Raw genomic sequence first — 22,319 nt, forward strand, 5'->3', positions numbered from 1 at the left:
CAGGCACGGTGAAAGTGATCCGCAAGGTGCCCTCCCTAGTTTGTCCATCGCGACAGATCACTAGGAAAGGCACACAATGAACATCACCCTTACCCGCCGTATTCTCGCCGTGTCCGCGGCGTCCGTCCTTGTCTCGCTCTCCTCCGCCTGCGGCGGCGGAAGCACCAAGGCCGTCTGCGACGACGCGGTGAAGGCGATCCAGGACTACAGCACGCAAGCAGCGGCCAGCGCGGGCAACCTGGACGGCTTCAACAAGGCGTCCGCCGATCTGGCCACCAAGCTCAAGGACCTGTCGGGCAAGGCCGACGGCGACCTCAAGACCACGCTCACCGACCTGTCCACGTCGCTGGGCGGAATCAAGATCGACACCTCGAACCCCGGCGCGGCGGCGACCGAGCTGCCGAAGCTGGCCACGAAGGCCACCGAGGCCACTCAGAAGCTCGCCCTGAACTGCTCCTGACCACCCGGCGACACAATGCCGCCCGGGACGCACGCCTGGGCACCGATGAGTACGCCGCCATGACGACCGTGGTCAGGCCGCCCGCGCGGACCGTCTCATGATCCATCTGACCGTCACCATCGGCGAGATCCCCGATGGTGACGGTCGGCCGCACAAGGCCAGGGCCGCCTATCGGCGGCGTTCACCGGCGACGCCGAACGCACCCGAGCGCGCCGTCATACTTACCAGGTGAATTGGATGTCGAGCTTTGCCCAGCTCGCGGGGAAGTTCGTTGTCTTCTGCTTGCCGCCTCCGATTGAGACGTACGTCCAACCTCTGTTGTTCAGGTTGTATCGCCATGACGCTGTCGCGGTGCCACAGTTTTCCACAGTGATGTAATTCGGACTTCCGCCACCCGAATCCAGGCGCGCCGAAACAACGCCAGAGCAGACCATGCCGGCGGCCAGGGCCGGCGGGGCGACAGCCACCGCCCCTGCGGTCAATAACAATGAGAGTGCCGCTGCACTGAATAGACGCAAAGAACTTCTCCTCGATTTGCGAGTGACGAACTGAGCCTATCGACAGGGGGCCGGCGTGACCGTCTTTTCCTTGGCGAGCGAAGTAAGACCGGGCGAGAGAATCAGCGCAGCCCGCCAGCACAGGAGGCGCAATCCCAGCCGGCCCGGGTATATCGCACGGCCTGGCATGTGTGCCACTCCAGCCTGTCGAGCCAATCTTCGGACGTATAGTTCCACCCCCGGAAGGGGCGGCGCTTCCTCGACTGGAAAAGCTTCAAAGGCCTAGGTCAGGCACGTGAACTGATCGAAGGTTCGCAGCGCGGATTGGTCAAAGTCTTCTGCACATGCGCCCAGACGGCTCGACAGGATTGAACTCCGGACGGCGACACCGTCAGCCGTTGACGGACCGCGATTAACGTCTTCATTTCCGTCACCGCCGAGAACTGCCGCACCGGTCCCAGGGGACGACTCTTGGGTGATCTCAGGATCCGGCCGGCCTCGCGAGAGAGCGGGAAATCTTCACTCATTGCGGTCGCCATTTCCGCGACAATCGCCCTGAGCACCCTCGCCGCCACGCCCGCCCAGGCCGAACATCTGACCGAGACCAAGAGCGTCAGGCTCTGGCCGCCGCGAGCGCGTAGCTGCGCTCGAAGCCTTCGAGCACGGCCGGCCAGGCACAACGGGTGAGCTCGGTCTCGCGGTTGTGCAGGGCGATCAGCTCTCGCAGCTCCCGGTCGCGGGTGAGCCGCGCGACCGACTGGACCAGCTCGTCGAACGTGCGGCCGAGCAGGCCCTCCTTGCCGGGGCGCACGAAGTCGGCGACCCCGCTCTGCGCCCTGGCGACCACCGGGACCCCGGCGGCCCTGGCCTCCAGGGCCGCGATGCCGAACGACTCCCTCGGCGCGGGGGCCACGAACACGTCGGCCGAGGCCAGCAGCTCGCGGATCTGGTCACGGGTGTAGCGGCCGGGCAGCGACACCCACCCCTCCATGCCGTGAGCACGCACGAAACGCTCCATCGAACCGCGCGCGGGCCCGTCCCCCACCAGGGTGGCCCGCATCGCGATGTTCCTCGGGACCCTGCGCCTGGCCTCCAGCAGCAGCTTGAGCAGCCGCACCGGCTGCTTGCGCGGGGCCAGGCGTCCCACCGCCACGATGTGCACGTCACCGGCGCCGCCCGCGCCACCGGTCCCGCCGCCGGGCTCGCCGGGCCGTACGTCAAGGGCGGGACGCCAGGCGGAGACGTCGAGGCCGTTGGACACGACGTCGACCGGAACCCGCCTGCCCGCGACGGCGCGGATGTGCCGGGCGGCGGCGTGGCTGACCGCGGTGACGACCATGCCCCACCGGCTCCACCCGAACAGCGCGTCGAGGACGCGGTAGAGCGCGCGCGTCAGCGGGTCCCACATGCTGTGCACGGTGACCACCACCGGCAGGCCCGCGCGTACGGCGGCACGTACCCCCATCCAGGCGAACGGCGAAACGGCCCCGGTGTGGACGTGCACCACATCGGGACGCCGGGAGGTCATCAGCCGGAGCAGGTGCCCGCCCCCGCGAGGGTGGACGGGCAGGTCGAAGGGCAGGCGGGCGACGACGCGGTGGACCCCGGAGATGCGCTCGCCGGGGGTCGCGGTGGCCACCTCGACCTCGTGACCGGCCTCGGACTGCGACCGCACCAGATCGGCCACCTGCACCTCGATGCCGCCGAGCCGTGGCAGGTAACAGTCACTGACGTGAAGGATCCGCACCCCGCCAGCCTGGCAGAGCCCGCGACCCGCTTCAAACGGGACCACCTCCCCCGGGCCACGGGTTCTTGAACGGTTCGGGAAGGCTTCTCGAACCCCTCCCGGGGAGGCGCCGGGGACTCGGGGATTCGCCACGTGGAATCATGGCGGCGTGGCACGTACCGCGGTCTTCTTCCACGCCCATCCCGATGACGAAGCGCTGCTGACCGCCGGGACCATGGCGATGCTGGCGTCCGAGGGCCATCGCGTCGTCCTCGTCGTGGCGACCGCGGGCGAGCGCGGCCTCGCCGACCTGCCCCACGGCGACGAGCTCGCGGAGGCGCGCACCGCCGAGCTGTACGAGTCGGCCGCCGCCCTCGGCGTCGCCCGCGTGGTGCTGCTCGGCTACGGCGACTCGGGGCTCGGCGAGGGCGATGGGGGCGTCGGGGACGACCGGCCGGAGAACGCCTTCATCGACGCCGACATCGAAGAGGCCGCCCAGCGGCTGGCGGCGGTGCTCAAGGAGGAGAGCGCCGACCTGCTGACGATCTACGATCCGGCCGGCGGGTACGGCCATCCGGACCACGTGCAGGTCTACCGGGTGGGGCAGCGCGCGGCGGACATCGCGGGCACGCCCATCCTGCTGGAGGCCACGGTCAACCGCGACCCCCTGCTGAGGGGCCTCCGGCTCGCCCAGCGCTTCTACAAGTTCCCCCCGGAGTTCGACGTGCGCTCCTTCGAGCGCGCCTACTCCCCCGGCGAGGACATCACCCACCGCGTCAACGTCCGCAGGTTCGCGAAGGTCAAGCGAGCCAGCATGGCCGCCCACACCTCCCAGGCCTCGGGCGGCGACGGCGACCGCACGCTCGCGGTGATGCTCAGGATCCCCGGGCCCCTGTACCGGTTGATCTTCGGCACCGAGTGGTACGTCCGGCGCGACCTGCCCCCGGGCACCCGGCGCACGCACCCCTTCGACGACCTTCCGGAGGAGACCGGGTAGAGGGGTGATTTCGTTCTGGAGGATGAGATCCACCCGGCGGCCACCGGGGCAGGATGGTCGGGCGGCGTCCGCGCGGGGAGAAACGATGGGGGTATCACGGTGAGGAACAAGTGGGTTCAGGCAGGCCTGTCAGCGGCCTCCCTGGCCCTTGCCGTCCTGCTCGTGGTGTACCTGCCGCAGATCGTGCACGCGCTCACCGGGGCCGAGGTCAGCTGGAGCGAGATCGGCGCGCAGTTCCGCAAGCTGAGCTGGTCGATGATCCTGCTGATGGCCGCCCTGTGGCTGGCCAGCCTGTGGGCCTACACCTACGTGATGACCTCGGCGCTGCCCGGGCTCACCCATGTGCAGGCGCTGACGCTGAACGCCGCGGGGAGCGCGGTGAGCAACCTGCTGCCCTTCGGCGGCGCGGCCGGCGTGGCGGTCACCTTCGCGATGACCAAGGGCTGGGGGTTCGCGACCCGTTCCGTCGTGGTGTACACGCTGGTCACCGGCATCTGGAACACGTTGTTCCGCTTCATCCTGCCCGCCGTCGGCATCATCGCGCTGCTCGTCGCCGGGCGCATCCCCGACTCCAGGGTCACCAACGCGGCGTGGGGCGGCGTGGTCTCCATCCTCGTACTGGTCGCCGTGGTGGCCGCCGCGCTCTACTGGGAACGGGCCGCCGACCTGCTCGGCCGCGTCCTCGACACGCTGCTCGGTGTGCTGCCCCGCCGGATCCGCCCGCCCGAGCGCTACGCCTCGGACGCCATCCACCGGGTGCGCGCCGACACCGCCGAGATCGTGCACAGGCGGTGGCGCGGCCTGTCCTTCGGCATGGTGGCCTTCCTGACCCTTCAGTGCCTGATCATGGCGTGCTGCCTGGTCGCCACCGGCTCCTACCCCGGCCCGGCGGAGACCGTGGCGGTGTTCGCCGTCAGCCGGGTGCTCACCAGCGCGCTGATCACCCCGAGCGGCGCGGGGATCATGGAGGGCGGCACTGCCGCGCTGCTGATCGCCTTCGGCCAGCCCCCGGGCGCCGCGCTTGCCGCCGCCATCCTGTTCGGCTTCTGGACCTACACGATCGAGATCCCGTGGGGCGGCCTCGCCCTCGGGGCGTGGTCCCTGCTGCGGCGGCGCGGCGCCTCGAACGACCACCGCTCCCCGGAGCCCGCCTCCCACGCCTGAGCCGCATCCGTAGTCGTCAGCACAGGCACTCCGGTACCTGTAGCCTCGTGACACCCACGGAAGGAAGGCGGGCCTTGGCGAATACCTTGTGCGTGCTCGACGGGCCCGCATAGCGTGGCGGCTGACATGGTGACGTTCCGCGTTCTTGGACCGGTCGAGGCGTACGACGACGACGGCGAGGTCGACCTCGGCGGGCTACGGCAACGGGCCGTGCTCGCGCGATTACTCGTCGCGCGCGGCCAGGTCGTGCCCGTGGATACGCTGCTGTTCGACCTGTGGACCGACGAGGGTGCCAAGGGCGCCCAGTCGGGGCTCCAGGTCTACATCTCCCGCCTGCGCCGCGTGCTCGAGCCCGGCCGGCCGCGCGGCGGCCCCAACCGGCTGCTCGTCACCGTCGCCTCCGGGTACGCCCTGCGCACCGCGCCCGACCAGGTCGACGCCCTGCGCTTCGAGGCCATGGTCAGGTCGGCGGGCAAGCACCTCGACAACGACGACCCCGAGCCGGCGCGCATGGGCCTTGAGACCGCGCTCGGGCTCTGGCGCGGCACCCCCTACTCCGACTTCGCCGAGCAGCAGTGGGCCGAGGCCGAGGTGAGCAGGCTCGCCGAGCTGCGCCTGGTGGCGCGCGAGCGGCACGCCGACGCGGGGCTGCGATTCGGCCTGCACGCCGAGACCGTGCCCGACCTCGAAGCCCTCACCGGCGAGAATCCTCTGCGCGAGGAGGGCTGGCGGCTGCTGGCCCTCGGCCTCTACCGCTGCGGCAGGCAGGGCGACGCCCTCGCCGCCCTGCGCCGGGCCCGCACGACCCTGGCCGACGAGCTCGGCATCGACCCGGGCCCCGCGCTGCGCAAGATGGAGTCGGACATCCTCTCCCAGGACCCGGCCCTCGACCTCACGCTTCCCCAGCGCCCCCGCTTCAGCGAGATCGCCGGCACCTGGCCGCCGCGTCCCGAGAGCCAGACGGCCGACCTTCCCCCGCTGTCGCCGGAACCGTTCGTCGGCAGGGACGCCGAGCTGGCCCGGCTGACCGGCGCGGCGCCGCACGCCCTCGCCGGGCGCTTCACCGCCGCGGTGGTCGGCGGCGATCCCGGCGCGGGCAAGACCACCCTGGTACGGCAGCTCGGGCTGGAGCTCTCCCGGCAGGGCTGGATCACCGCGTCCGGCGGCTGCCCCGACAGCAGCGCCACCCCGCCCGGCTGGGCCTGGGTGGAGGTCCTGCGCACTCTCGTCGCCGTCCGGGGGACGGGTGAGTACGGCCCGCTGCTGGCGCCGTTGCTGGACGACGCCGCCCCCGCCGACGAGGACGACCAGGCGTCGGGCGGCTTCCGGCTGCACCGCGCGGTCGGCGGCTACATCGCGGGCATCGCGCGCGAGGCCCCCGTGCTGCTGACCCTTGAGGATCTTCACTGGGCCGACGACCAGACCCTCGCCCTGCTCCGCGCCCTGCCCAGCCTGCTGGCGACGAGCCGGGTGCTGCTGGTCGTGACCTGCCGTGACGGCGAGCTCAACGACCAGCAGTCCGACGTGCTCGCGGCGCTCGCCCGGCTCGGCCCGGTGCGGGTCGGCCTGGAAGGGCTCGACGAGGAGGCGGTGGCCGAGCTCGTACGGGCCACGTGCGTCCGCGAGGTCGACGAGGACGCCGTCAGCACGATCATCGAGCGCACGGGCGGCAACCCGTTCTTCGTCCGCGAGACGGTCCGGCTGCTCGACTCCGAGGCCACCCGCGACCGCGCCACCGCCGCCGAGGTCATCTCCGAGGTGCCGTCCGGCGTGCGCGACGTGCTGCGCCGCCGGATCACCCGCCTGCCGGTGACCGCCCAGCAGATCCTGTTACAGGCGGCGGTGATCGGCCGCGACGTCGACATCGACGTGCTGGTGGACGTCTCGGGCGACGAGGACGCCGTCGTCGACGCCGTGGAGGCCGGGCTGCTGGCGGGCCTGGTCACCGAGCCTGGGCCGGGGATGCTCCGCTTCGACCACGACCTGGTACGCGACACGCTGTACTCCGACGCCTCGCGGCTGCGCAGGTCGCGCCTGCACGCCGCCGTCGCGTCGGTCATCGAGAGCCGGTCGGCGTCCGACGTCGCGGCGCTCGCCCACCACTATGACTCCGCGGGAACGGTCGAGACCGCCGCGAAGGCCGTCCACTACGCGGGCCTGGCCGCCGAGCAGGCGGAGCGGCGGTTCGCCCACCGTGAGGCGGCGACGCTGTGGGAGCGCGCCATCACCGCCTTCGACCGGGCCCACCCCCTCGGCGGGCCGCCCAAGGAGCGCCTGCTGCTGCAGCTACGGCTGATCAAGGCGCTCGCGCTCTGCGGTGACATGGCCGCCGCGCGGGCCCGCCGCCGGGAGGCGATGGACGCCGCGCTGCCGCTGGGCGACCTGGAGATGACCGCGCGCATCGCCGCGTCGGTGGCCGTGCCGTACAAGGGCATCGCCCGCGACCTCACCCGCACGGCGTGGGAGATCGTCGACGTCACCGAACGGGCGCTGATCGAGCTGCCGCCGGGCGAGCAGTCGCTGCGCGCCAGCCTGCTCGCGACCCTGGCGCTGGAGCTGGAGGGCTCCGCCACCGGCCGCGGGTACGAAGCGTCCCTGGAGGCCGAGGAGCTGGCGCGGCAGAGCGGCGACCCCGCGCTGCTCGCGGTCGCGCTGAGCGGGCGGCTGCGCCAGTCGTACGTCATCACGGTCGTCGACGAGCGCGAGGCCATCGGCCGCGAGCTGCTGGAGGTCGGGGCCGCCTCCGGGCAGATCGCCGTACAGGCGCTGGCCCACCTGGTGCTCATGGAGTGCGCGGCGGCGCGCGGCGACTTCGCCGAGGCCGACGTCCAGATCCGCGCGGCCGAGCGGCTCGCCAGGCAGTACGACCTGCCGGCGCCGACGGCGGTGGGCGCCTGGTACGCCGGCATGCGCATGATGATCACAGGCGACTACGCAGGAGCCGAGCGCGCGTACCGGAACGCCGCGCGGCTCACCGCGCGGGCGGGCATGCTCGAAGGGCGCCAGGACCTCCCGCTGATCACCACGTTCTGCCTGCGCCTGGTCGACGGCAAGGCCGCCGACATGGTGGAGTCGCTGGAGGAGGCGCACCGGCGCGGGGCCAAGTGGACCCTCGACGCCTACGCCGTCGCGCTCTCCTCCGCCGGCCACATCAAGGACGCCCGCGCGATCGCGGCCACCAGGACGCCCGTACGTCCCGACTTCCTGTACGAGCTGGCCATGACGTGGCGGGCGCTGGCGGGCATGCTCCTCGGCGACCGCGACCGGATGCAGGACGCCTACTCCACGCTCGGGCCGTTCTCCGACCGCATCGCGGGGGCGGGCACCGGGGTGGTGGCGCTGTGGCCGGTGGCCCAGACGCTCGGCGACCTCGCCATACACCTGGGGCAGCCCGAGGAGGGCCGCAAGCACTACGACAAGGCGCTGGCGGTCGCCGAGCGGGTGGGCATCCCCCGGTGGGTGGCGGCGGCGCGGCAGGCCCTCGCCAACCTGTGACCCGCGCGGCCGTACGGCCGGTCAGCAGCTGATCTGGAACTTCTCGCTGACGACGACGCCCTTGCCCGACACCGCGAGTTCGACGCGGTACCAGCCGGGGTTGTCGACGACGCGGGGGTGCCACTCCACGGTGCGCTGCGCGCCCATGAAGCCGGCGGTCTCGGAGTAGAGGTACGGCTTCCAGGCGTGCGCCCGGGGGCTCCAGCGGACCAGGCGCCAGTCGTAGTCCACGGGGTCGCCCGAGGCGCCGGGGTCGATCACGCTCTGCGCGTGGTACGTGCGCTCGCAGGAGTCGCCGGCGGCGGCCGCTCCCACCGTCACCATGCCGGCCTCGGGGATGTGCCTGGCCTCGATCGGAAGCGACTGCGCCGACAGGACCACGGTCTTGACGTACGGGCCGTCGGCCGCGGTGTGCTCAGGGCCGGTGGCGCCGTGGGCGACCCCGAAATAGGCCCCGCAGACGGCGAGCGTGGCGACCAGCAGCTTGAACACGGTGGCCGTACCGCTTGCCATGATCGGCACCAGGCCGCCCACCGGTTCCAGACCGCTTCGCGCTCCCATGACCCTCCCCTTTCGTTCACCCTCAGGTGTACGCGGGGGCGGTTGCGCCCTGCTTGCCGTCCGCTTGCAGTCAACTCTCATGCCCACAATGGCGGACATGGGATCATAACCGGATGCGTATGGTGATGATCTCTCTTCTGGCGGCGGTCCTGGCCATTCTCGGCCTGGCCGGCCCGGTGCACGCCCGGTCCGCTCCACAGGTCACCGCGAAGGAGGTCTACCTGGTCGACGCCACGGCCGGAACGGTCCAGTTCGCCAAGCGCGAGACCCGGCGGGTGCCCGTGGCCAGCCTGACGAAGATCATGACGGCGTACGTCGTGCGGCGCGTGGGGTCACTGGACGACGTCGTCACGATCTCCAAGGCCGACGTGAAGCACGCGGCGGCGAACGGCGGGACCCACGCGGGCCTCAAGGCCGGGGAGCGGCTCACCGTGCGCGAGTTGCTGTACGGCGTACTGCTGCCGTCGGGGGCCGACGCCTCCAACGCGCTGGCACGGCGGTACGGACCGGGCGTGAAGCGTTTCGTGGCCAGGATGAACCAGGCGGCGCGGACCCTCGGCCTGCGCGACACGCTGTACACCAACCCCGACGGGCTCCCCCAGACCGGCGGCGACCACTCCACCGCGAAGGACCAGGTCACCCTCGCCCAGGCGGTGCTGAAGGACCCGGTCATCGCCACGATCGTCCGCACCGAGAGGCACACGGTGAGCAAGACGGCCGTGCACCGCGCCCACGTCTGGCACAACACCAACAGGCTGCTGCCGAGCGAGGCACAGGGCCTGAAGACGGGCTACACCAAGGCGGCCGGCTACTGCCTGATGTTCGCGTCCGTGATCGGCGGGCACACCATGGTCGGGGTGCTCCTCGGTGACACCGGCGACGCGGCCCGCTACCGCAGCGCCCGCAGGCTGCTCGACGCGACCGCGGCCGCCACCGCCGCCTGACGGTTGGTCTGACAGAGTTTGTCCCAACGGCGAGAGGAGGTGGACAGGTGGAACCGGACGGGGTGCTGGAACCCCCAAGCCTTGTCGAGCTCTCGATGCGGCGCATCCGCCACGAGATTCTCAGCGGTGCGCTCGCACCCGGAGAGCGCCTGATCGAGGAGCAGCTCACCCAGCGGTTCGGCACCAGCAGGGCGCCGCTGCGCGAGGCGCTGCGGTCCCTCGGGCAGCAAGGGCTGGTGGAGCACCTGCCACGGCGCGGGGTCCGCGTCGCCGAGCTGTCCAGCGAGGACGTGGACGAGCTGTTCGGGCTGCGTGACGTACTGGAGCGCTACGCGGTCGAGCTGGCGCTGCCCCCTTCCGGCGCGCAGGACCTGACGGGGCTGGCCAAGACCCTCGACGGCATGGCGGCGGCGGTCGAGGCGGACGACCCGCTCAGCGAGAACGAGGCGCACCGGCGCTTCCACGTCGCGCTGGTCGCGCTCGCGGGCCATCGCCAGCTGCTGCTGGTGTACGAGCCGGTGATCCTGAAGCTCCAGCTCTACATGGCCGCCAACCTGCGCAGGGAGGCCGAGCAGCGCGCCCCGTCCGAAGGAGTGGAGCGGCACCGGCGGCTCTTCGACGCCATCGCCTCCGGAGACCCGGCCACGGCCCTCGACGCCCTGGCCAGGCACGGCGCCCGCACCTACATCGGCTGATCACACAGCACACAGGACCGATCACCGAGCTAACAGAAGCGTAACCGGACGGAACGGCCGCGGACACAATTCTGTCGACAATCGACAAAGGAGGATCCGAGGAACGGAGTCCACGTGTCCGATCCGCTTCTTGTCGAGGCCGAGCCGTACACATACGGGTTCGACCCGGCACATACAGCACTGCTTCTCATCGACATGCAACGGGACTTCGTCGAGCCCGGGGGATTCGGGGAGACCCTCGGCAACGACGTCACCATGCTCCGGCAGGTGATCCCACCCCTCCAGGAGGTGCTGGCCGCCACCCGCAAGGCCGGGATGACCGTCATCCACACCCGCGAGGGGCACGTGCCCGATCTGTCCGACTGCCCACCCGCCAAGCTCGGCCGCGGAGCGCCTTCCATGCGCATCGGGGAGCCGGGGCCGAAGGGCCGCATCCTCATCCGGGGCGAGTACGGCCACGACATCATCGACGAACTGGCCCCCATCGAGGGCGAGCTCGTCCTCGACAAGCCGGGCAAGGGCGCCTTCTACGCCACCGACCTCGGTCAGGTGCTGCGGGCCGGGGACATCCGCAGCCTCGTCGTCACCGGCGTCACGACCGAGGTGTGCGTGCACACCACCGTGCGCGAGGCGAACGACCGCGGCTACGAGTGCCTGGTGCTGTCCGACTGCGTGGGCTCGTATTTCGCCGAGTTCCAGCGGTACGGGCTCGAAATGATCGCCGCCCAGGGCGGCATCTTCGGCTGGGTCGCCCCCTCCGTCAACTATCTCAAGGCACTCGAAGCGCGGAGCTGACCAATGACCACGACAACCGACCCCGCCACGCTCAAACTCCCCTGGTGGGTCAGCGGGGACACCAACGCCTTCTTCGGACTCGGCTTCAACGTGATGGTGAACGTGCTGGTGCTGAGTGGCCTCTGCCTCGGGGTCGTCCACCTGCCCGGCTCGGACGTCTTCGGCGTCATCCTCCCCGCGATGGGCATCCAGCTCCTGATCGGCAACGTGTACTACACCTACCTCGCGCGGCGGCTGGCCCGCCGCGAGGGCCGCACCGACGTGTGCGCGATGCCGTACGGGCCCAGCGTGCCCCACATGTTCATCGTCGTCTTCGTGATCATGCTGCCCACCTACCTGGCCACCAAGAACCCCCTGCAGGCCTGGGCGGCGGGGCTGGCCTGGTGCTTCATCATCGGCATCATCGTGCTGATCGGCGCGTTCGTCGGGCCGTACATCCGCCGCTTCACGCCGAGGGCGGCCATGCTCGGCACCCTGGCGGGCATCTCGATCGCCTTCATCTCGATGCGGCCGGCCGCGCAGATGTGGGAGGCCGCCTGGATCGCGCTGCCGGTGCTCGTGATCATCCTCGTCGGCTTCTTCACCGACCTGAAGCTTCCCGGCAACATCCCGGTCGGCCTGGCCGCCCTCCTGGTCGGCACGGCGATCGCCTGGATCGGCGGCTACATGAACCCCGCCGACGTCGGCGCCGCCGCCGAGAACATCGCGGTCAGCCTCCCGTCGCTGAACATCGACCGGCTGGTCGACGGGCTCAGAGAGGTCTCGCCGCTGCTGGCCACCGCCATCCCTCTGGGCATCTACAACTTCACCGAGGGCATGAGCAACGTCGAGAGCGCCGCCGCCGCGGGCGACTCGTACAACCTGCGGTCGGTGCTGCTGGCGGACGGAGCCGGCGCGGTGGTCGGCTCGATGCTGGGCTCGCCGTTCCCGCCCGCCGTCTACATCGGCCACCCGGGCTGGAAGTCCGCGGGCGGTCGCAGCAGCTACTCGATGGCCAGTGGCGTCGTGATCGCGCTGTTCTGCTTCCTCGGCATGTTCGCCCTGCTCGGAGCGGTGCTGCCCACACCGGCCATCGTGCCGATCCTGCTGTACATCGGGCTCCAGGCGTTCCAGTCGGTGCCGAAGGCCCACGCGGTGGCCGTGGTGATGGCCATCATCCCCAACATCGCGTCCTGGGCGCAGGGCTACATGGACAACGCGCTGGCCGCGGCGGGCACCACCGCGCAGAAGGTCGGGTACGCCGCGATCGCGCAGAGCGGCACCGTTTACGAGGGGACCGCCCTGCTCGGCGGCGGGGCGGTGCTGGCCGGGCTGATCCTCGGCTCGATCACCGCCTTCATCATCGACCGGTCCTTCCTGTGGGGCGCCGGGTACGCGTTCGGCGGAGCGGTGTTGTCGTTCATCGGCCTGATCCACGGCGTGAAGGTCGAGTGGAACGCCAACAGCCAGGTCGCACTGGGCTATCTCTTCGCCGGCCTGGTCCTCGTGGCCTTCGCCTTCCTGCGCCCCAGCACGGCCAAGGCGGCGGACCAGCCCGAGACCACCGGCGCCCCCACCCCCGCGGAGGTCCCCGCGGCCTCATAACCAAACCCCGCGAACCGCCCCGGGCACGGACTCCCGTGCCTGGGTACGGAGGCCCCGGCCACGGGCCCGATCCGGACACCGAACCGCCGGCCACGGGCCCGTATCAGCGGACAGAGCACTCCACCGGCGCTGTGGCGGGCGCCGTGGCGGGCGCCGTGGCGGGCGCCGTGGCGGGCGCCGTGGCGGGCGCCGTGGCCGGCAGGGCGCATGTCACGGGCCGCCGACCAGCACGAAGACGCACCATGAACATCAGCCACGGGCCCTCAGCCCGTGCAGGGAAGGCAGATGGACACTCCTCTTGACCTGGACAGCTCAGCCCACCTCGACCCGTCCCACCTCGGCCCGTCACACCCCGACCCCTGCCACCCCGACCCCTCCCGCCCCGACCCCTCCCACGCCGACCCCTCCCGCCTCGACCTGGGCCACCTGGACCCGTCCCGCCTCGACCTGGACAGCCTGGCTCGCCGCTACCGTGACGGGGCGGCCTGCCCATCCGACGTCGCCGAGGAGGTGCTCAGGCGGATCTCCGCGCGCGGTGACGACCACGTGTGGATCACCCCGCGGCCCGCCGCCGTCCTGCTCGCCGACGCCGCCGAGCTGGCCCGCCGCTGGCCCGACCCCGGCTCGCGCCCACCGCTGTACGGGGTGCCCTTCGCCGTCAAGGACAACGTGGACGTGGCCGGGCTGCCCACCACCGCGGCCTGCCCCGCGTACGCGTACGTACCGGAGCGGAGCGCGCCGCTGGTCGACCGGCTGCTCGCGGCGGGTGCCCTGCTCGTCGGCAAGACCAACCTCGACCAGTTCGCCACCGGCCTTTCCGGCACGCGCAGCCCGTACGGCGTGTGCGAGTCGCCGCTGGTGCCGGGGCTGATCTCCGGCGGGTCCAGCTCCGGGTCGGCGGTGGCGGTGGCCGCCGGGCTGGTCGCCTTCGCGATCGGCACGGACACCGCCGGCTCGGGCCGGGTGCCCGCCGCGCTCACCGGCACCGTCGGGATCAAGCCGAGCCGGGGGCTGGTCAGCACGCTCGGCCTGGTGCCCGCGTGCGCGTCACTCGACTGCCCGAGCGTCTTCGCCCGGTCGGTCGCCGACGGGGCGGCCGTGCTGTCGGTCATCGCCGGGTACGAGCCCGCCGACCCCTGGTCGCGCCCGCTCCCCGTGCCCTCTCCTGAGCCGCCCGTCGTGGGAGCGCTCCGCATCGGCGTGCCGCAGCGCCCGGAGTTCTACGGCGACGACGCCGCTGCCGCCGGATTCGAGGAGGCGGTGGAACGGCTCGCGGGTCTCGGGCACCAGTTGGTCCCAGTCGATCTCGACCCGTTCCTCGCCGCGGGGCGGCTGCTGTACGAGGGACCGTGGATCGCCGAACGGCTCGCCGCAGTCGGCGAGTTCGCGGCGCGGAACCCGGACGAAGTCCACCCGGTCACCCGCAAGGTACTCAGCAACGGCACCGGACTCAGCGCGGTGGACGCCTTCCAGGGGCTCTACAAGCTGCGGGCGCTGCGCGCCGAGACTCGGCAGGCCTGGGAGTCGATGGACGCGCTGGTGGTTCCGACCGTGCCCACGACCTACACCATCGCGGAGATGGTGGAGAGCCCGATCGACCGCAACACCGTCCTCGGTCACTACACGACCTTCACCAACCTGCTCGACCTCGCCGGCGTGTCCGTACCCGCCGGCACGACGTCGGCGGGGCGCCCACACGGCATCACCCTCCTGGGCCCAGCAGGTTCGGACGAACTCCTCGCCGCCCTCGCCGCCCCATTCCATCCCTACACCGGCAGCCATACGTATACCGGCAGCCCAGCCGTCCAGGCGGAGGGCGAAGGGCGCTCCGTGCTCCCCGTACGGCCCGGGGGCATCGCCGACCCGCGGGCGGTACTCGCCGTCGTGGGCGCGCATCGTGCCGGGCAGCCGCTACACGGGCAGCTCACCTCGCTGGGGGCCGTCGACCTCGGTACGGCCCAGACCGCCCCGCTCTACCGCCTGTACGCCTTGAGCGGGGGCGAACCGCCACGCCCCGGCCTGGTCCGCTCCGTGGACGGTGGCGTATCGGTCGAGGTGGAGCTGTACGCCCTGAGCCCATCGGCGCTGGGCACCCTGCTGACCCAGATCATGCCGCCCCTCAGCCTCGGCTGGATCAGCCTCGCGGACGGGCGCCAGGTGCACGGCTTCCTCTGCGAGTCCTACGCCACCGAGGAAGCGGCCGACATCAGCAAATACGGCAGCTGGCCGGACTACCTCCTCTCACCAGAGCGCGGCGCCCGATAACCGAGGCAGCGGATACCGCCCCCTGAACGAACTGAACCCATGGCTACGGCCTCGCGCGCACCCTGGCACCAAGAAATACGCGCACCGGGATCTCAACCGGAACCCCGCTGATGCGGTCGATGATTGGCGCTTGGTGCTGAGTGCCGGGAGTGGTCGTAGTGGTCGTAGCGGGCCGGAGGCCCGGGCCGTGGCGGATCATCCGGTGTCGGAGACGTCGTAGGTGTCGTAGGTGTCGGGGTGCACCACATGCGTGCGCCCCGATGGAGTTATCCACGCCATGAGGCCCGGCTGGGGCTGGATGAGAGCCCAGCCGTCGAGCTGCTTGAGCCGGTGATGTCGCCGGCAGAGCGGGGCCAGATTGCATGGGCAGGTGGCACCGCCCTGGTCGTGGGCCAGGGTGTGGTCAAGATCGCATCGGGAGGCCGGTCTTCGGCAACGGGGGAACCTGCAAGTGCGATCTCGCGCGTTGACGAGTTTTCGCAGCACCGTGCCGGGCCGATAGCGCGTCTCACCGTGGTGGACGGCCTCGCCGTTGTCGTTGGTGACGGTCCAGCAGACCTTCACACCGGTGTGGATGCTGTCATCGGCGATCTGCCGGGCGATGTCCGCCACCAGTGATCCATACCGGCCCAGCTCTCCGGGCTTCTCGGCCAGCCCTAGCAGGGTGTCCAGCCCGACAACCAGGTGCGGACCGCCCAACTGGCGCGCGGCAGCCTCCAACAACCCCTGAGGCGTGGGCACGCCACCCCACCCGCTGGGCTGAAACCCGTCCTCGGACAAAGGTCCAGGTTCAGGTCCGGCTCCAGATCGAGGTTCGGGTCGAGGTCCGGGTTCGGGTTCGGGTCCGGAGCAGCGCCCGTCCCTTGTTTCGGGCCAGGGTCTGCCTTCGCCCTCATCCCCGTGGCCGCCTCCACTCCCGGACCAGCCTTCATCTCCGGTGCCACCCGAGCGTGCGTTCCCGCTCTTGGACCAGCGTCCACCTCCGGTCCCGGACCAGCGTTCGCCTTCGGTCCCGGACCAGCGTTCGCCTTCGGTCCCGGACCAGCGTTCGCCTTCGGTCCCGGACCAGCGTTCCCCTTCGGCCCCGGAGCAGGGTTTGATTTCGGCCTCGGCGCCGGGGGCTGGGCCTGCGGGGGCCTTCCTGGGGAGGGCCATGGCTGGCGGGGCTTGCTTGCTCCGCTGGTCGTGGAGGCCCTGTCGATCAGGCTCGTAGACGATGTGGTGCTCGTCGGGGGCTGGGATGTCGGCGTCGTCGGCGGGCGGAGCCTGGACAGGGATGCCTTCCTCGTCCAGCGGGCCGGCGAAGACGACCGCCTGGCCGCTGGCCCCGCTGCCCGCGCCGTTCCCAACGCCGCTGCCTGGCCCGTTTCCTACCCCGCTGCCTCGCCCGCTGCCGCTCTGAACATGGTCATGGTCATGATCGGGATTGAGGGTGGCTAGGGCGGCTGAGTTGGGGACCTCGGACGAACCTGGGGTGAGGAGACCGAGCTGCAGGGCCAGGAAGACGTCGCTCCGCAACTGGTCGGTCGTGCGGGAGTCGCCGGCTCGTTTTGCCGCGCGCGCGATCGCGTCCACGCGGTCATAGGCGGCGGTCGCGGGCCCGGCCGGGAGACTGAGCCCGAAGATCTCGGCGGTGCCCTGACCGTCGTTGCGGAACTCCACCCGCCGGGACCGCTCGGAAGCCTTACGCCGAGCGGCGGCCTCCTCGGCCGCGACCCTTTCGACCGTGGCGGCCACGAGCTTGCGCAACTGGGCGGTGGTCAACATGGGCGCACGTTCGAGAATGGCGTCCTCTACCCGGCCGCAAGCGGCCTCCGACAGCCCCTTCACGCCTTCTGTGATCACCCGTACTCGCGGCTCGTCAAGCGCTCCGGCGAGCAGGGATGCCATCGTGCCGGGGAGCCGGTCTCGCAGTGTCGCGGCCGTTTCGACCAGAGCCGAGGCCGACCAGTCGGTCAAGGTCAGCCCCAAGCTCAGCTCCGCCTCCAACCACTCGCGCCACGACTGGCCATAACGGCCGTCGGTGACGAACCGATCGGCAAGCAGATTGACCAGAGCCAGCTCCCGCGCCTTGACCCACGAGGCCAGCCGACGCCAGGCGGCCACCGCATGGACCAACTCGTCACGGGGCAGCGCACCGGCATCCAGCGCCGCCAGCGCCGCCGCCAGCTCGGCACCGGACAGGTCCGCGAACAAGGCCTCCGGCGCGACCGGCACCCCCCGTGCCGACGCCTTGTCACCGGCGCGGACGGCGCCCTGCGGAATCGTGCACTGGCTTGATCCGCTGAGCGCGTTCTCTCCTGTCGCCTTTCGCGTATCGGCCGAGAGCGCCGACACGAGGGAAATCTGCCCAGCTTCCGTCGCCATCGCCAGGCACCTCCCCATTTCATCGGAAAACAAGAACCGTCACCAACCTATCGCCCCCCACCGACAATTCCCGGGCCCACCCCATTGCACGATCGTTAGGTAGGCTGAAATCCAGAGATTCGCCGGTTTGCCCGATCTGGGAAAGCTCCAGAATTATCGTAACCAATGGAGTTTGCAGCGGATTTTGGCCTCTATGGCTACGAACGCTAGGCGGCTCTAGGCCATCACAGTGCGCACGCTGATGATTATCCGGCGAGCACGTCGACGCTGAATCGGCCTTGAGTTTGATCTGGTGGCGAGCGTAATACCAGGCTTAGTGCCCTTCGGACGGCATGATGCTGGCTGCGCCATTCAGCCGGCCTGCTGTGATCAGGTCCAGTTGGTGAGGCGGCGCAGACCATACTCCACAGGTCCATAACGGTGAGTCCGCAGCCACCACGCGCTGAGCCACAGCAGGACCGTATAGATCAGGAGGGCGACGCCCATCACGGCGATCGGCGACAGCCGGCCCGCCAGCGCCAGGCCGTAGCCGGTGAAGACCAGACAGGTGAGCACCGACTGCCCGATGTAGTTGGAGGCGGCCACCCGGCCCGCCGGGGCCAGCACGTGCCTCACGGATGGGAAGCGTTTGATCACTCGCAGCAGGGTGGCGACGTAGGCGGCGGCGAGCAGCAGCGACGTGATGTTGTTCACCGCGATGCCGACCAGCTCCAGCGGCCCCTCAGAGCCGGACGTCCAGGCGAAGAGGATCCCGCCGGGGACGCCGAGTCCGAAGCCGAGCCACTGGAGGCCGGGGAGCAGGCGTGACCAGCGCTCGGGCTGCTCCAGCAGCCGCGCCTTGCCCGCCGCCAGGCCGAACAGGAACAGTGCCAGCGCCATGGGGCCCTGGAAGACCCAGACTGTGCCCGCCAACCCCGGATACAGCTCAAGCTGCAACCTGAGGAACTCCAGCGGCCCGTTGGTGGCCATCGCCAGTACCCGGGCGGCCTCGGCCGGGTCCGCGGGCGGAGACTGCGAGCCGGCGGGATCAAGGGTGCTCAGCCAGGCCAGCAGCAGCCAGAACACCGTCAACACGCCGATGATGGACGATCCGACGATGACGGCGGTCTTGGGCCTGATGTTCCGGAACGCCAGCAGAATCAGGCCAAGCACGGCGTAGAGGGTAAGGATGTCGCCGATCCACAACAGAAGCCCATGGACCACGCCGATCACGAACAGGCCCAGGCACCGGCGCAGGGTGCGGGCCTTCACGCTCGCCCCCGCCCGCTCCGCGGCCCGCATTTGGAGTGTGAACGAGTAGCCGAACACGAACGAGAAGATGATGTAGAACTTCGTCAGGACCAAGGTGGTGATGGCGATGGCCACCGGCCCGTCCGGGATGGGCATGGTGCCCGTCATCGCGTAGCCAGGGTCGGCGAGGAAGCCGATGTTCGCCACCAGGATGCCCGCCAGTGCGAAGCCGCGCACCGCGTCGACCTCGTGGACACGGCTTGCGGGTGGCGTCAAGGTTTCCGTCATGATCCGACGCTAGGAAAGGCTCCGGCACCCCACATCCAACCTTGGTCTCGATGTAAGCCGACCAAAGGCGGTCCTTCTCATGCCAGATTCGCCGTTGGGGGCCGCGGCCTTTCCGGCGCTGCTCGAGTCGCCGGACCCGCGCAAGCGGCGGGCGGGCGTCTGGAGGTACGTGCTGGTCACTGCGTGCCGGGGATGGCGCCGTCGGGAAGGTTCCGGGCCCTTCCGAGCCAAGGTGCCACGTACACGACGAAAAGGTGCCATGTACATGGCGATGGATGCGGATGATGGATGACCTGACCAACGCCAACTGGGTGAAGTCCTCACACAGCGGTGGCAACGGCGGCGACTGCGTGGAACTCGCAGCGTTGTCCGGCAGTCGAATAGCCGTACGCGACAGCAAGCGCCCGTACGGCCCGGTGCTACGTTTCACCACCGCCGAGTGGAACGCCTTCCGCACCAGCCTGAAGGACGGCGACCTCACCGCCTGAGCGAGGCTACGTCCGGCGCGTCTTCTCGCGCGATCTCACCCAGGCGGCGAAGTCCTCCACCGCGTCCACGACCGTCTCGAACCGGACCGAGTGGAACAGGTCGAACGCGTGCTGAGCGCCTGGAAGTTCGACGTAGACGACGGGATTGGCCGAGGTGCTCCGCAACGAGGCGGCGAAGAGCCGAGCGCTCTCCACGGTGCCCGCCTGCCGAGCTGCCGGAAACGAACAGCATCGCCGGATCGGCGCCGTACTCGCGGCCGTGCTCGCGCACCCAGGCGATCACTCTCTTGACGTCTATCAGGTGGTCAGGATGCCGCGCGGCCGGCCGCAGGCGGTAGTTCGCGCTGACGCACACCCAGCCCTGGCCGGCGAGCCGGTAGAGCAGGGGCAGCGACTGGCTGTCCTTGCGGCCCCGGTAGTACCGGCCTCCGTGCAGGTGGATCAGCACGGGCCCACCCGACGGACGGGAACGGTGCCGGTAGACGTCGAGCAGGTTCCTCCTACCGGCCTCGCCGTAAGCGATGTCCGCGACGCGCTCGACGTCTCGGCGGCGGGTGAAGACCGGCCTGAGCAGGATGCGGGCGAGCGGCAGGCGATGGCGCGGCCGTACGTCGAGGGCGGACCGCCAGCCCGCGCCCAGCCCCTCGGCCAGGGCGTGCTCGGCCGCCCCCACCAGAGACGCCCTGTTACGGGCGATCGCCGAGCGCTGCGCCGAGCTGTACCGCGAAGTGCCGAGACAGGCGCCTGCCGATCGAGACGGCCTGGTGACCATGCTGCGCACGCTTCTCGAGAACGTCGCGGGGCCCGGCCGCCCTCGCCTGCTCGCCTACTCGGAGCTCCAGTCGGAAGCGGCGCGCAAGCCATGGCTGGCGGCCATACTCGACGCCATCGCCGCCGCCGACTTCGCCGAATTCGAGCACGCCCAGCGCGCCGCCGGGCTCCCCGTCACCCCGCAACGTGCCACGGCCGTCACGCTGGCCCTGCATGCCGCCATCCCGCACCTGCTGTCAGGCGGCCACGACACCCTGGCCGCCACCGGGCTGGACGACCTCGGCCGGTTCGCCCGCGACCTCCTTGACGCGGTCTACGGTCAGTGTCCGGAGCCGTCGAACGCGGACTTTTGAGGCAGCCAGTCGGCTATGTCGGTGACGACCTCCGGGTCCACGTGCTGCACCGGCTCGTACTCCGCCGGCGTCGACGGGCCGGTGCCGGGGAAGAACAGGTGGTTGCCGGCGTCGTACACCCGGATGGTGACATCCGGGCGGTGGGCGAGGCCGGCCTTCCAGCCGGCCAGGTCGTCGGCGACGGTCGCCTGGTAGTCGCGGCCGCCCTGGAGGATGAGCATCGGCCTGTCCAGCGTCGCGGCGACCGCGACCGGGTCGTAGTCGCGCAGGTCCAGCCAGTAGGGCGCGGGCACGCCGAACGGCAGCTCACCGGCCGGTGTCGACGGGGAGAGGCCGGGGCTGTCGACCATCCTCGCCTGCGCGGTCATCGCCTCGACGGCGGGCTGCGCCGCGGCGGCCGTGCCGGGGTCCAGCGACGCGAGGTAGCGGACCTGCCGGACGGCGGCCCAGTGCAGGGGCTGGGTGCCGCCGGCCAGGATGACCAGCCCGGCGACGGACGGCTCGCCGGCCGCCACCCGCGGGGCGACGGTGCCGCCCAGGCTGTGGCCGAGCACGAAGACCCGCGCGGGGTCCACCGCCGACCGGCGCCGGAGCAGCTCGACGGCCGCGACCGCGTGGTGGACGTACTCGTCTTCGAGCGTGAAGCCGGGATTCTCGGCGACCACACCGCGGTGGACGTACGTGACCTTGTCGAAGCGCAGTACGGCGATGCCCCGGCCGGCGAGCCCCCACGCGAGGTCCTTGAACGGCTTGTTCCGCCCGATCGTCTCGTCGCGGTCTCCCGGCCCCGAACCGGCGAGCAGCACCACGGCGGGGTACGGTCCCGGCCGGCGTGGCAGGGTGAGGGTGCCCGGCACCGCGAGCGGTCCGGAGCCGACCGTCACGTCCTGCTCGTCGAAGGTCCCGGGGTCGGCGTACGCCGGTGGCACCCACGGCTCGACAGGCTTGGCGGCACTGGCGGGCGCGAGCTGGAGCCCGGTCAGCCGGCCGGCGTCGTCGACCGATACGACCACCGTCAGCTCGCCCTGCTCGAACGTCACGGGGATCTTGACCACGACCGTCCCCGGCCCGGCCGGCTCGCTCACCGGCGTGCCGACGGAGGAGATCGGGCCCTGCCGGCCGAGCTCGGCCGCCCAGGCGAGCTGGAGCGCCTCGGCCGACACCAGCGCCCGTAACTGGGGCGCGAACATGTCGCGGATCTCCGCGAAGCGTCCCGCCCGCGCCATTTCGAGGACTGCCATGCCCGTGGGCGTCGGCTCTGTCGACATCACGTGTTCCTCATGATCTGGCCTTGCGAGAGCCCGCCTCGGCGAGGCCGTGGCCGACCCCGTCACGCACGACGAACTGGATGCGACTGCAGGTCAACAGTTGCCATGGCATGACCGCCCTCAATGATGTTAGCGTTCGCCACGATGAGAGTATCAGTCATGAAACGGGGTGCGCGATGAATCAACTGATGCCGCTGATCCCGCTCATAGCAATCATGCCGCTCCTCGTCTTCTGGGCATGGATGGCACGCGATATGGCGGCAAATCCGACCTTGTACCCGCAGGCGCGGTACACCTGGCTGGCGATACTCCTTTTCCTGAACATTTTCGGCGCGGGCCTCTACTACGCCACCGAATACCGGAAAAGGTAA

General features: G+C 70.7%; 18 protein-coding genes. 12 read left to right on the forward strand and 6 right to left on the reverse strand.

Features of this window, described 5'->3' with window-relative positions; translation table 11 throughout:
• The first annotated feature begins 76 nt into the window (after positions 1–76).
• Entirely contained in the window at positions 77–460 is a 384-nt protein-coding gene (locus OG589_RS28230; RefSeq protein ID WP_405140809.1) for a hypothetical protein, read from the forward strand.
• Between the two features lie 1,110 nt (positions 461–1,570).
• On the opposite strand, the gene OG589_RS28235 is transcribed toward OG589_RS28230, so the two are convergent.
• On the reverse strand, positions 1,571–2,704 hold the full coding sequence (locus OG589_RS28235; protein ID WP_405140810.1) for a glycosyltransferase family 4 protein: 1,134 nt from the start codon (positions 2,702–2,704) through the stop codon (positions 1,571–1,573).
• A 148-nt stretch (positions 2,705–2,852) separates the two neighbouring features.
• Between OG589_RS28235 and OG589_RS28240 the strand changes: the two genes are divergently transcribed.
• The 3 genes from OG589_RS28240 (at position 2,853) to OG589_RS28250 (ending at position 8,339) form a co-directional block, all read left to right on the forward strand.
• Complete coding sequence (locus OG589_RS28240) at positions 2,853–3,680, forward strand: PIG-L deacetylase family protein (protein WP_405140811.1); 828 nt, start codon at positions 2,853–2,855, stop codon at positions 3,678–3,680.
• 99 nt (positions 3,681–3,779) lie between these two features.
• A complete protein-coding gene (locus OG589_RS28245; protein ID WP_405140812.1) occupies positions 3,780–4,844 on the forward strand; it encodes a YbhN family protein in 1,065 nt (354 codons plus the stop codon).
• Between the two features lie 126 nt (positions 4,845–4,970).
• On the forward strand, positions 4,971–8,339 hold the full coding sequence (locus tag OG589_RS28250) for a BTAD domain-containing putative transcriptional regulator (RefSeq protein ID WP_405140813.1): 3,369 nt from the start codon (positions 4,971–4,973) through the stop codon (positions 8,337–8,339).
• A gap of 21 nt (positions 8,340–8,360) precedes the next feature.
• Here the strand turns inward: OG589_RS28250 and OG589_RS28255 are convergent, their stop codons facing one another.
• Positions 8,361–8,900 (reverse strand): hypothetical protein, encoded by a 540-nt coding sequence (locus OG589_RS28255; RefSeq protein ID WP_405140814.1) that lies wholly within the window; start codon positions 8,898–8,900, stop codon positions 8,361–8,363.
• Positions 8,901–9,013: 113 nt separating this feature from the next.
• On the opposite strand from OG589_RS28255, the gene OG589_RS28260 reads away from it, so the two are divergent.
• The 5 genes from OG589_RS28260 to atzF all read left to right on the forward strand — a co-directional run bounded on the left by OG589_RS28260 (position 9,014) and on the right by atzF (position 15,183).
• Complete coding sequence (locus OG589_RS28260) at positions 9,014–9,844, forward strand: D-alanyl-D-alanine carboxypeptidase family protein (protein ID WP_405140815.1); 831 nt, start codon at positions 9,014–9,016, stop codon at positions 9,842–9,844.
• Between the two features lie 47 nt (positions 9,845–9,891).
• Positions 9,892–10,539: a GntR family transcriptional regulator gene (locus tag OG589_RS28265; protein ID WP_405140816.1), complete on the forward strand. Its 648-nt coding sequence runs from the start codon at positions 9,892–9,894 to the stop codon at positions 10,537–10,539.
• 114 nt (positions 10,540–10,653) lie between these two features.
• Complete coding sequence (locus OG589_RS28270) at positions 10,654–11,334, forward strand: cysteine hydrolase family protein (protein ID WP_405140817.1); 681 nt, start codon at positions 10,654–10,656, stop codon at positions 11,332–11,334.
• 3 nt (positions 11,335–11,337) lie between these two features.
• Positions 11,338–12,918 (forward strand): hypothetical protein, encoded by a 1,581-nt coding sequence (locus OG589_RS28275; RefSeq protein ID WP_405140818.1) that lies wholly within the window; start codon positions 11,338–11,340, stop codon positions 12,916–12,918.
• A gap of 285 nt (positions 12,919–13,203) precedes the next feature.
• Entirely contained in the window at positions 13,204–15,183 is a 1,980-nt protein-coding gene (gene atzF / locus OG589_RS28280; protein WP_405140819.1) for an allophanate hydrolase, read from the forward strand.
• A 195-nt stretch (positions 15,184–15,378) separates the two neighbouring features.
• Here the strand turns inward: atzF and OG589_RS28285 are convergent, their stop codons facing one another.
• Positions 15,379–17,550: a DUF222 domain-containing protein gene (locus OG589_RS28285; RefSeq protein WP_405140820.1), complete on the reverse strand. Its 2,172-nt coding sequence runs from the start codon at positions 17,548–17,550 to the stop codon at positions 15,379–15,381.
• Positions 17,551–17,919: 369 nt separating this feature from the next.
• Positions 17,920–19,068, reverse strand: a complete 1,149-nt coding sequence (locus OG589_RS28290; protein ID WP_405140821.1) for a DUF418 domain-containing protein — start codon at positions 19,066–19,068, stop codon at positions 17,920–17,922.
• 275 nt (positions 19,069–19,343) lie between these two features.
• On the opposite strand from OG589_RS28290, the gene OG589_RS28295 reads away from it, so the two are divergent.
• Complete coding sequence (locus OG589_RS28295; RefSeq protein ID WP_405140822.1) at positions 19,344–19,556, forward strand: DUF397 domain-containing protein; 213 nt, start codon at positions 19,344–19,346, stop codon at positions 19,554–19,556.
• Here the strand turns inward: OG589_RS28295 and OG589_RS28300 are convergent.
• Positions 19,546–20,229: an alpha/beta hydrolase gene (locus tag OG589_RS28300; RefSeq protein ID WP_405140823.1), complete on the reverse strand. Its 684-nt coding sequence runs from the start codon at positions 20,227–20,229 to the stop codon at positions 19,546–19,548. The genes OG589_RS28295 and OG589_RS28300 overlap by 11 nt on opposite strands.
• Here OG589_RS28300 and OG589_RS28305 point away from each other — a divergent pair.
• Positions 20,132–20,680 (forward strand): hypothetical protein, encoded by a 549-nt coding sequence (locus OG589_RS28305; protein WP_405140824.1) that lies wholly within the window; start codon positions 20,132–20,134, stop codon positions 20,678–20,680. The genes OG589_RS28300 and OG589_RS28305 overlap by 98 nt on opposite strands.
• On the opposite strand, the gene OG589_RS28310 is transcribed toward OG589_RS28305, so the two are convergent.
• Positions 20,647–21,948, reverse strand: a complete 1,302-nt coding sequence (locus tag OG589_RS28310; protein ID WP_405140825.1) for an alpha/beta fold hydrolase — start codon at positions 21,946–21,948, stop codon at positions 20,647–20,649. The genes OG589_RS28305 and OG589_RS28310 overlap by 34 nt on opposite strands.
• A gap of 80 nt (positions 21,949–22,028) precedes the next feature.
• Between OG589_RS28310 and OG589_RS28315 the strand changes: the two genes are divergently transcribed.
• Positions 22,029–22,319, forward strand: a complete 291-nt coding sequence (locus tag OG589_RS28315) for a hypothetical protein (protein ID WP_405140826.1) — start codon at positions 22,029–22,031, stop codon at positions 22,317–22,319.

It is taken from the genome of Sphaerisporangium sp. NBC_01403 (assembly GCF_045040145.1).
Lineage (GTDB): Bacteria > Actinomycetota > Actinomycetes > Streptosporangiales > Streptosporangiaceae > Sphaerisporangium > Sphaerisporangium viridialbum.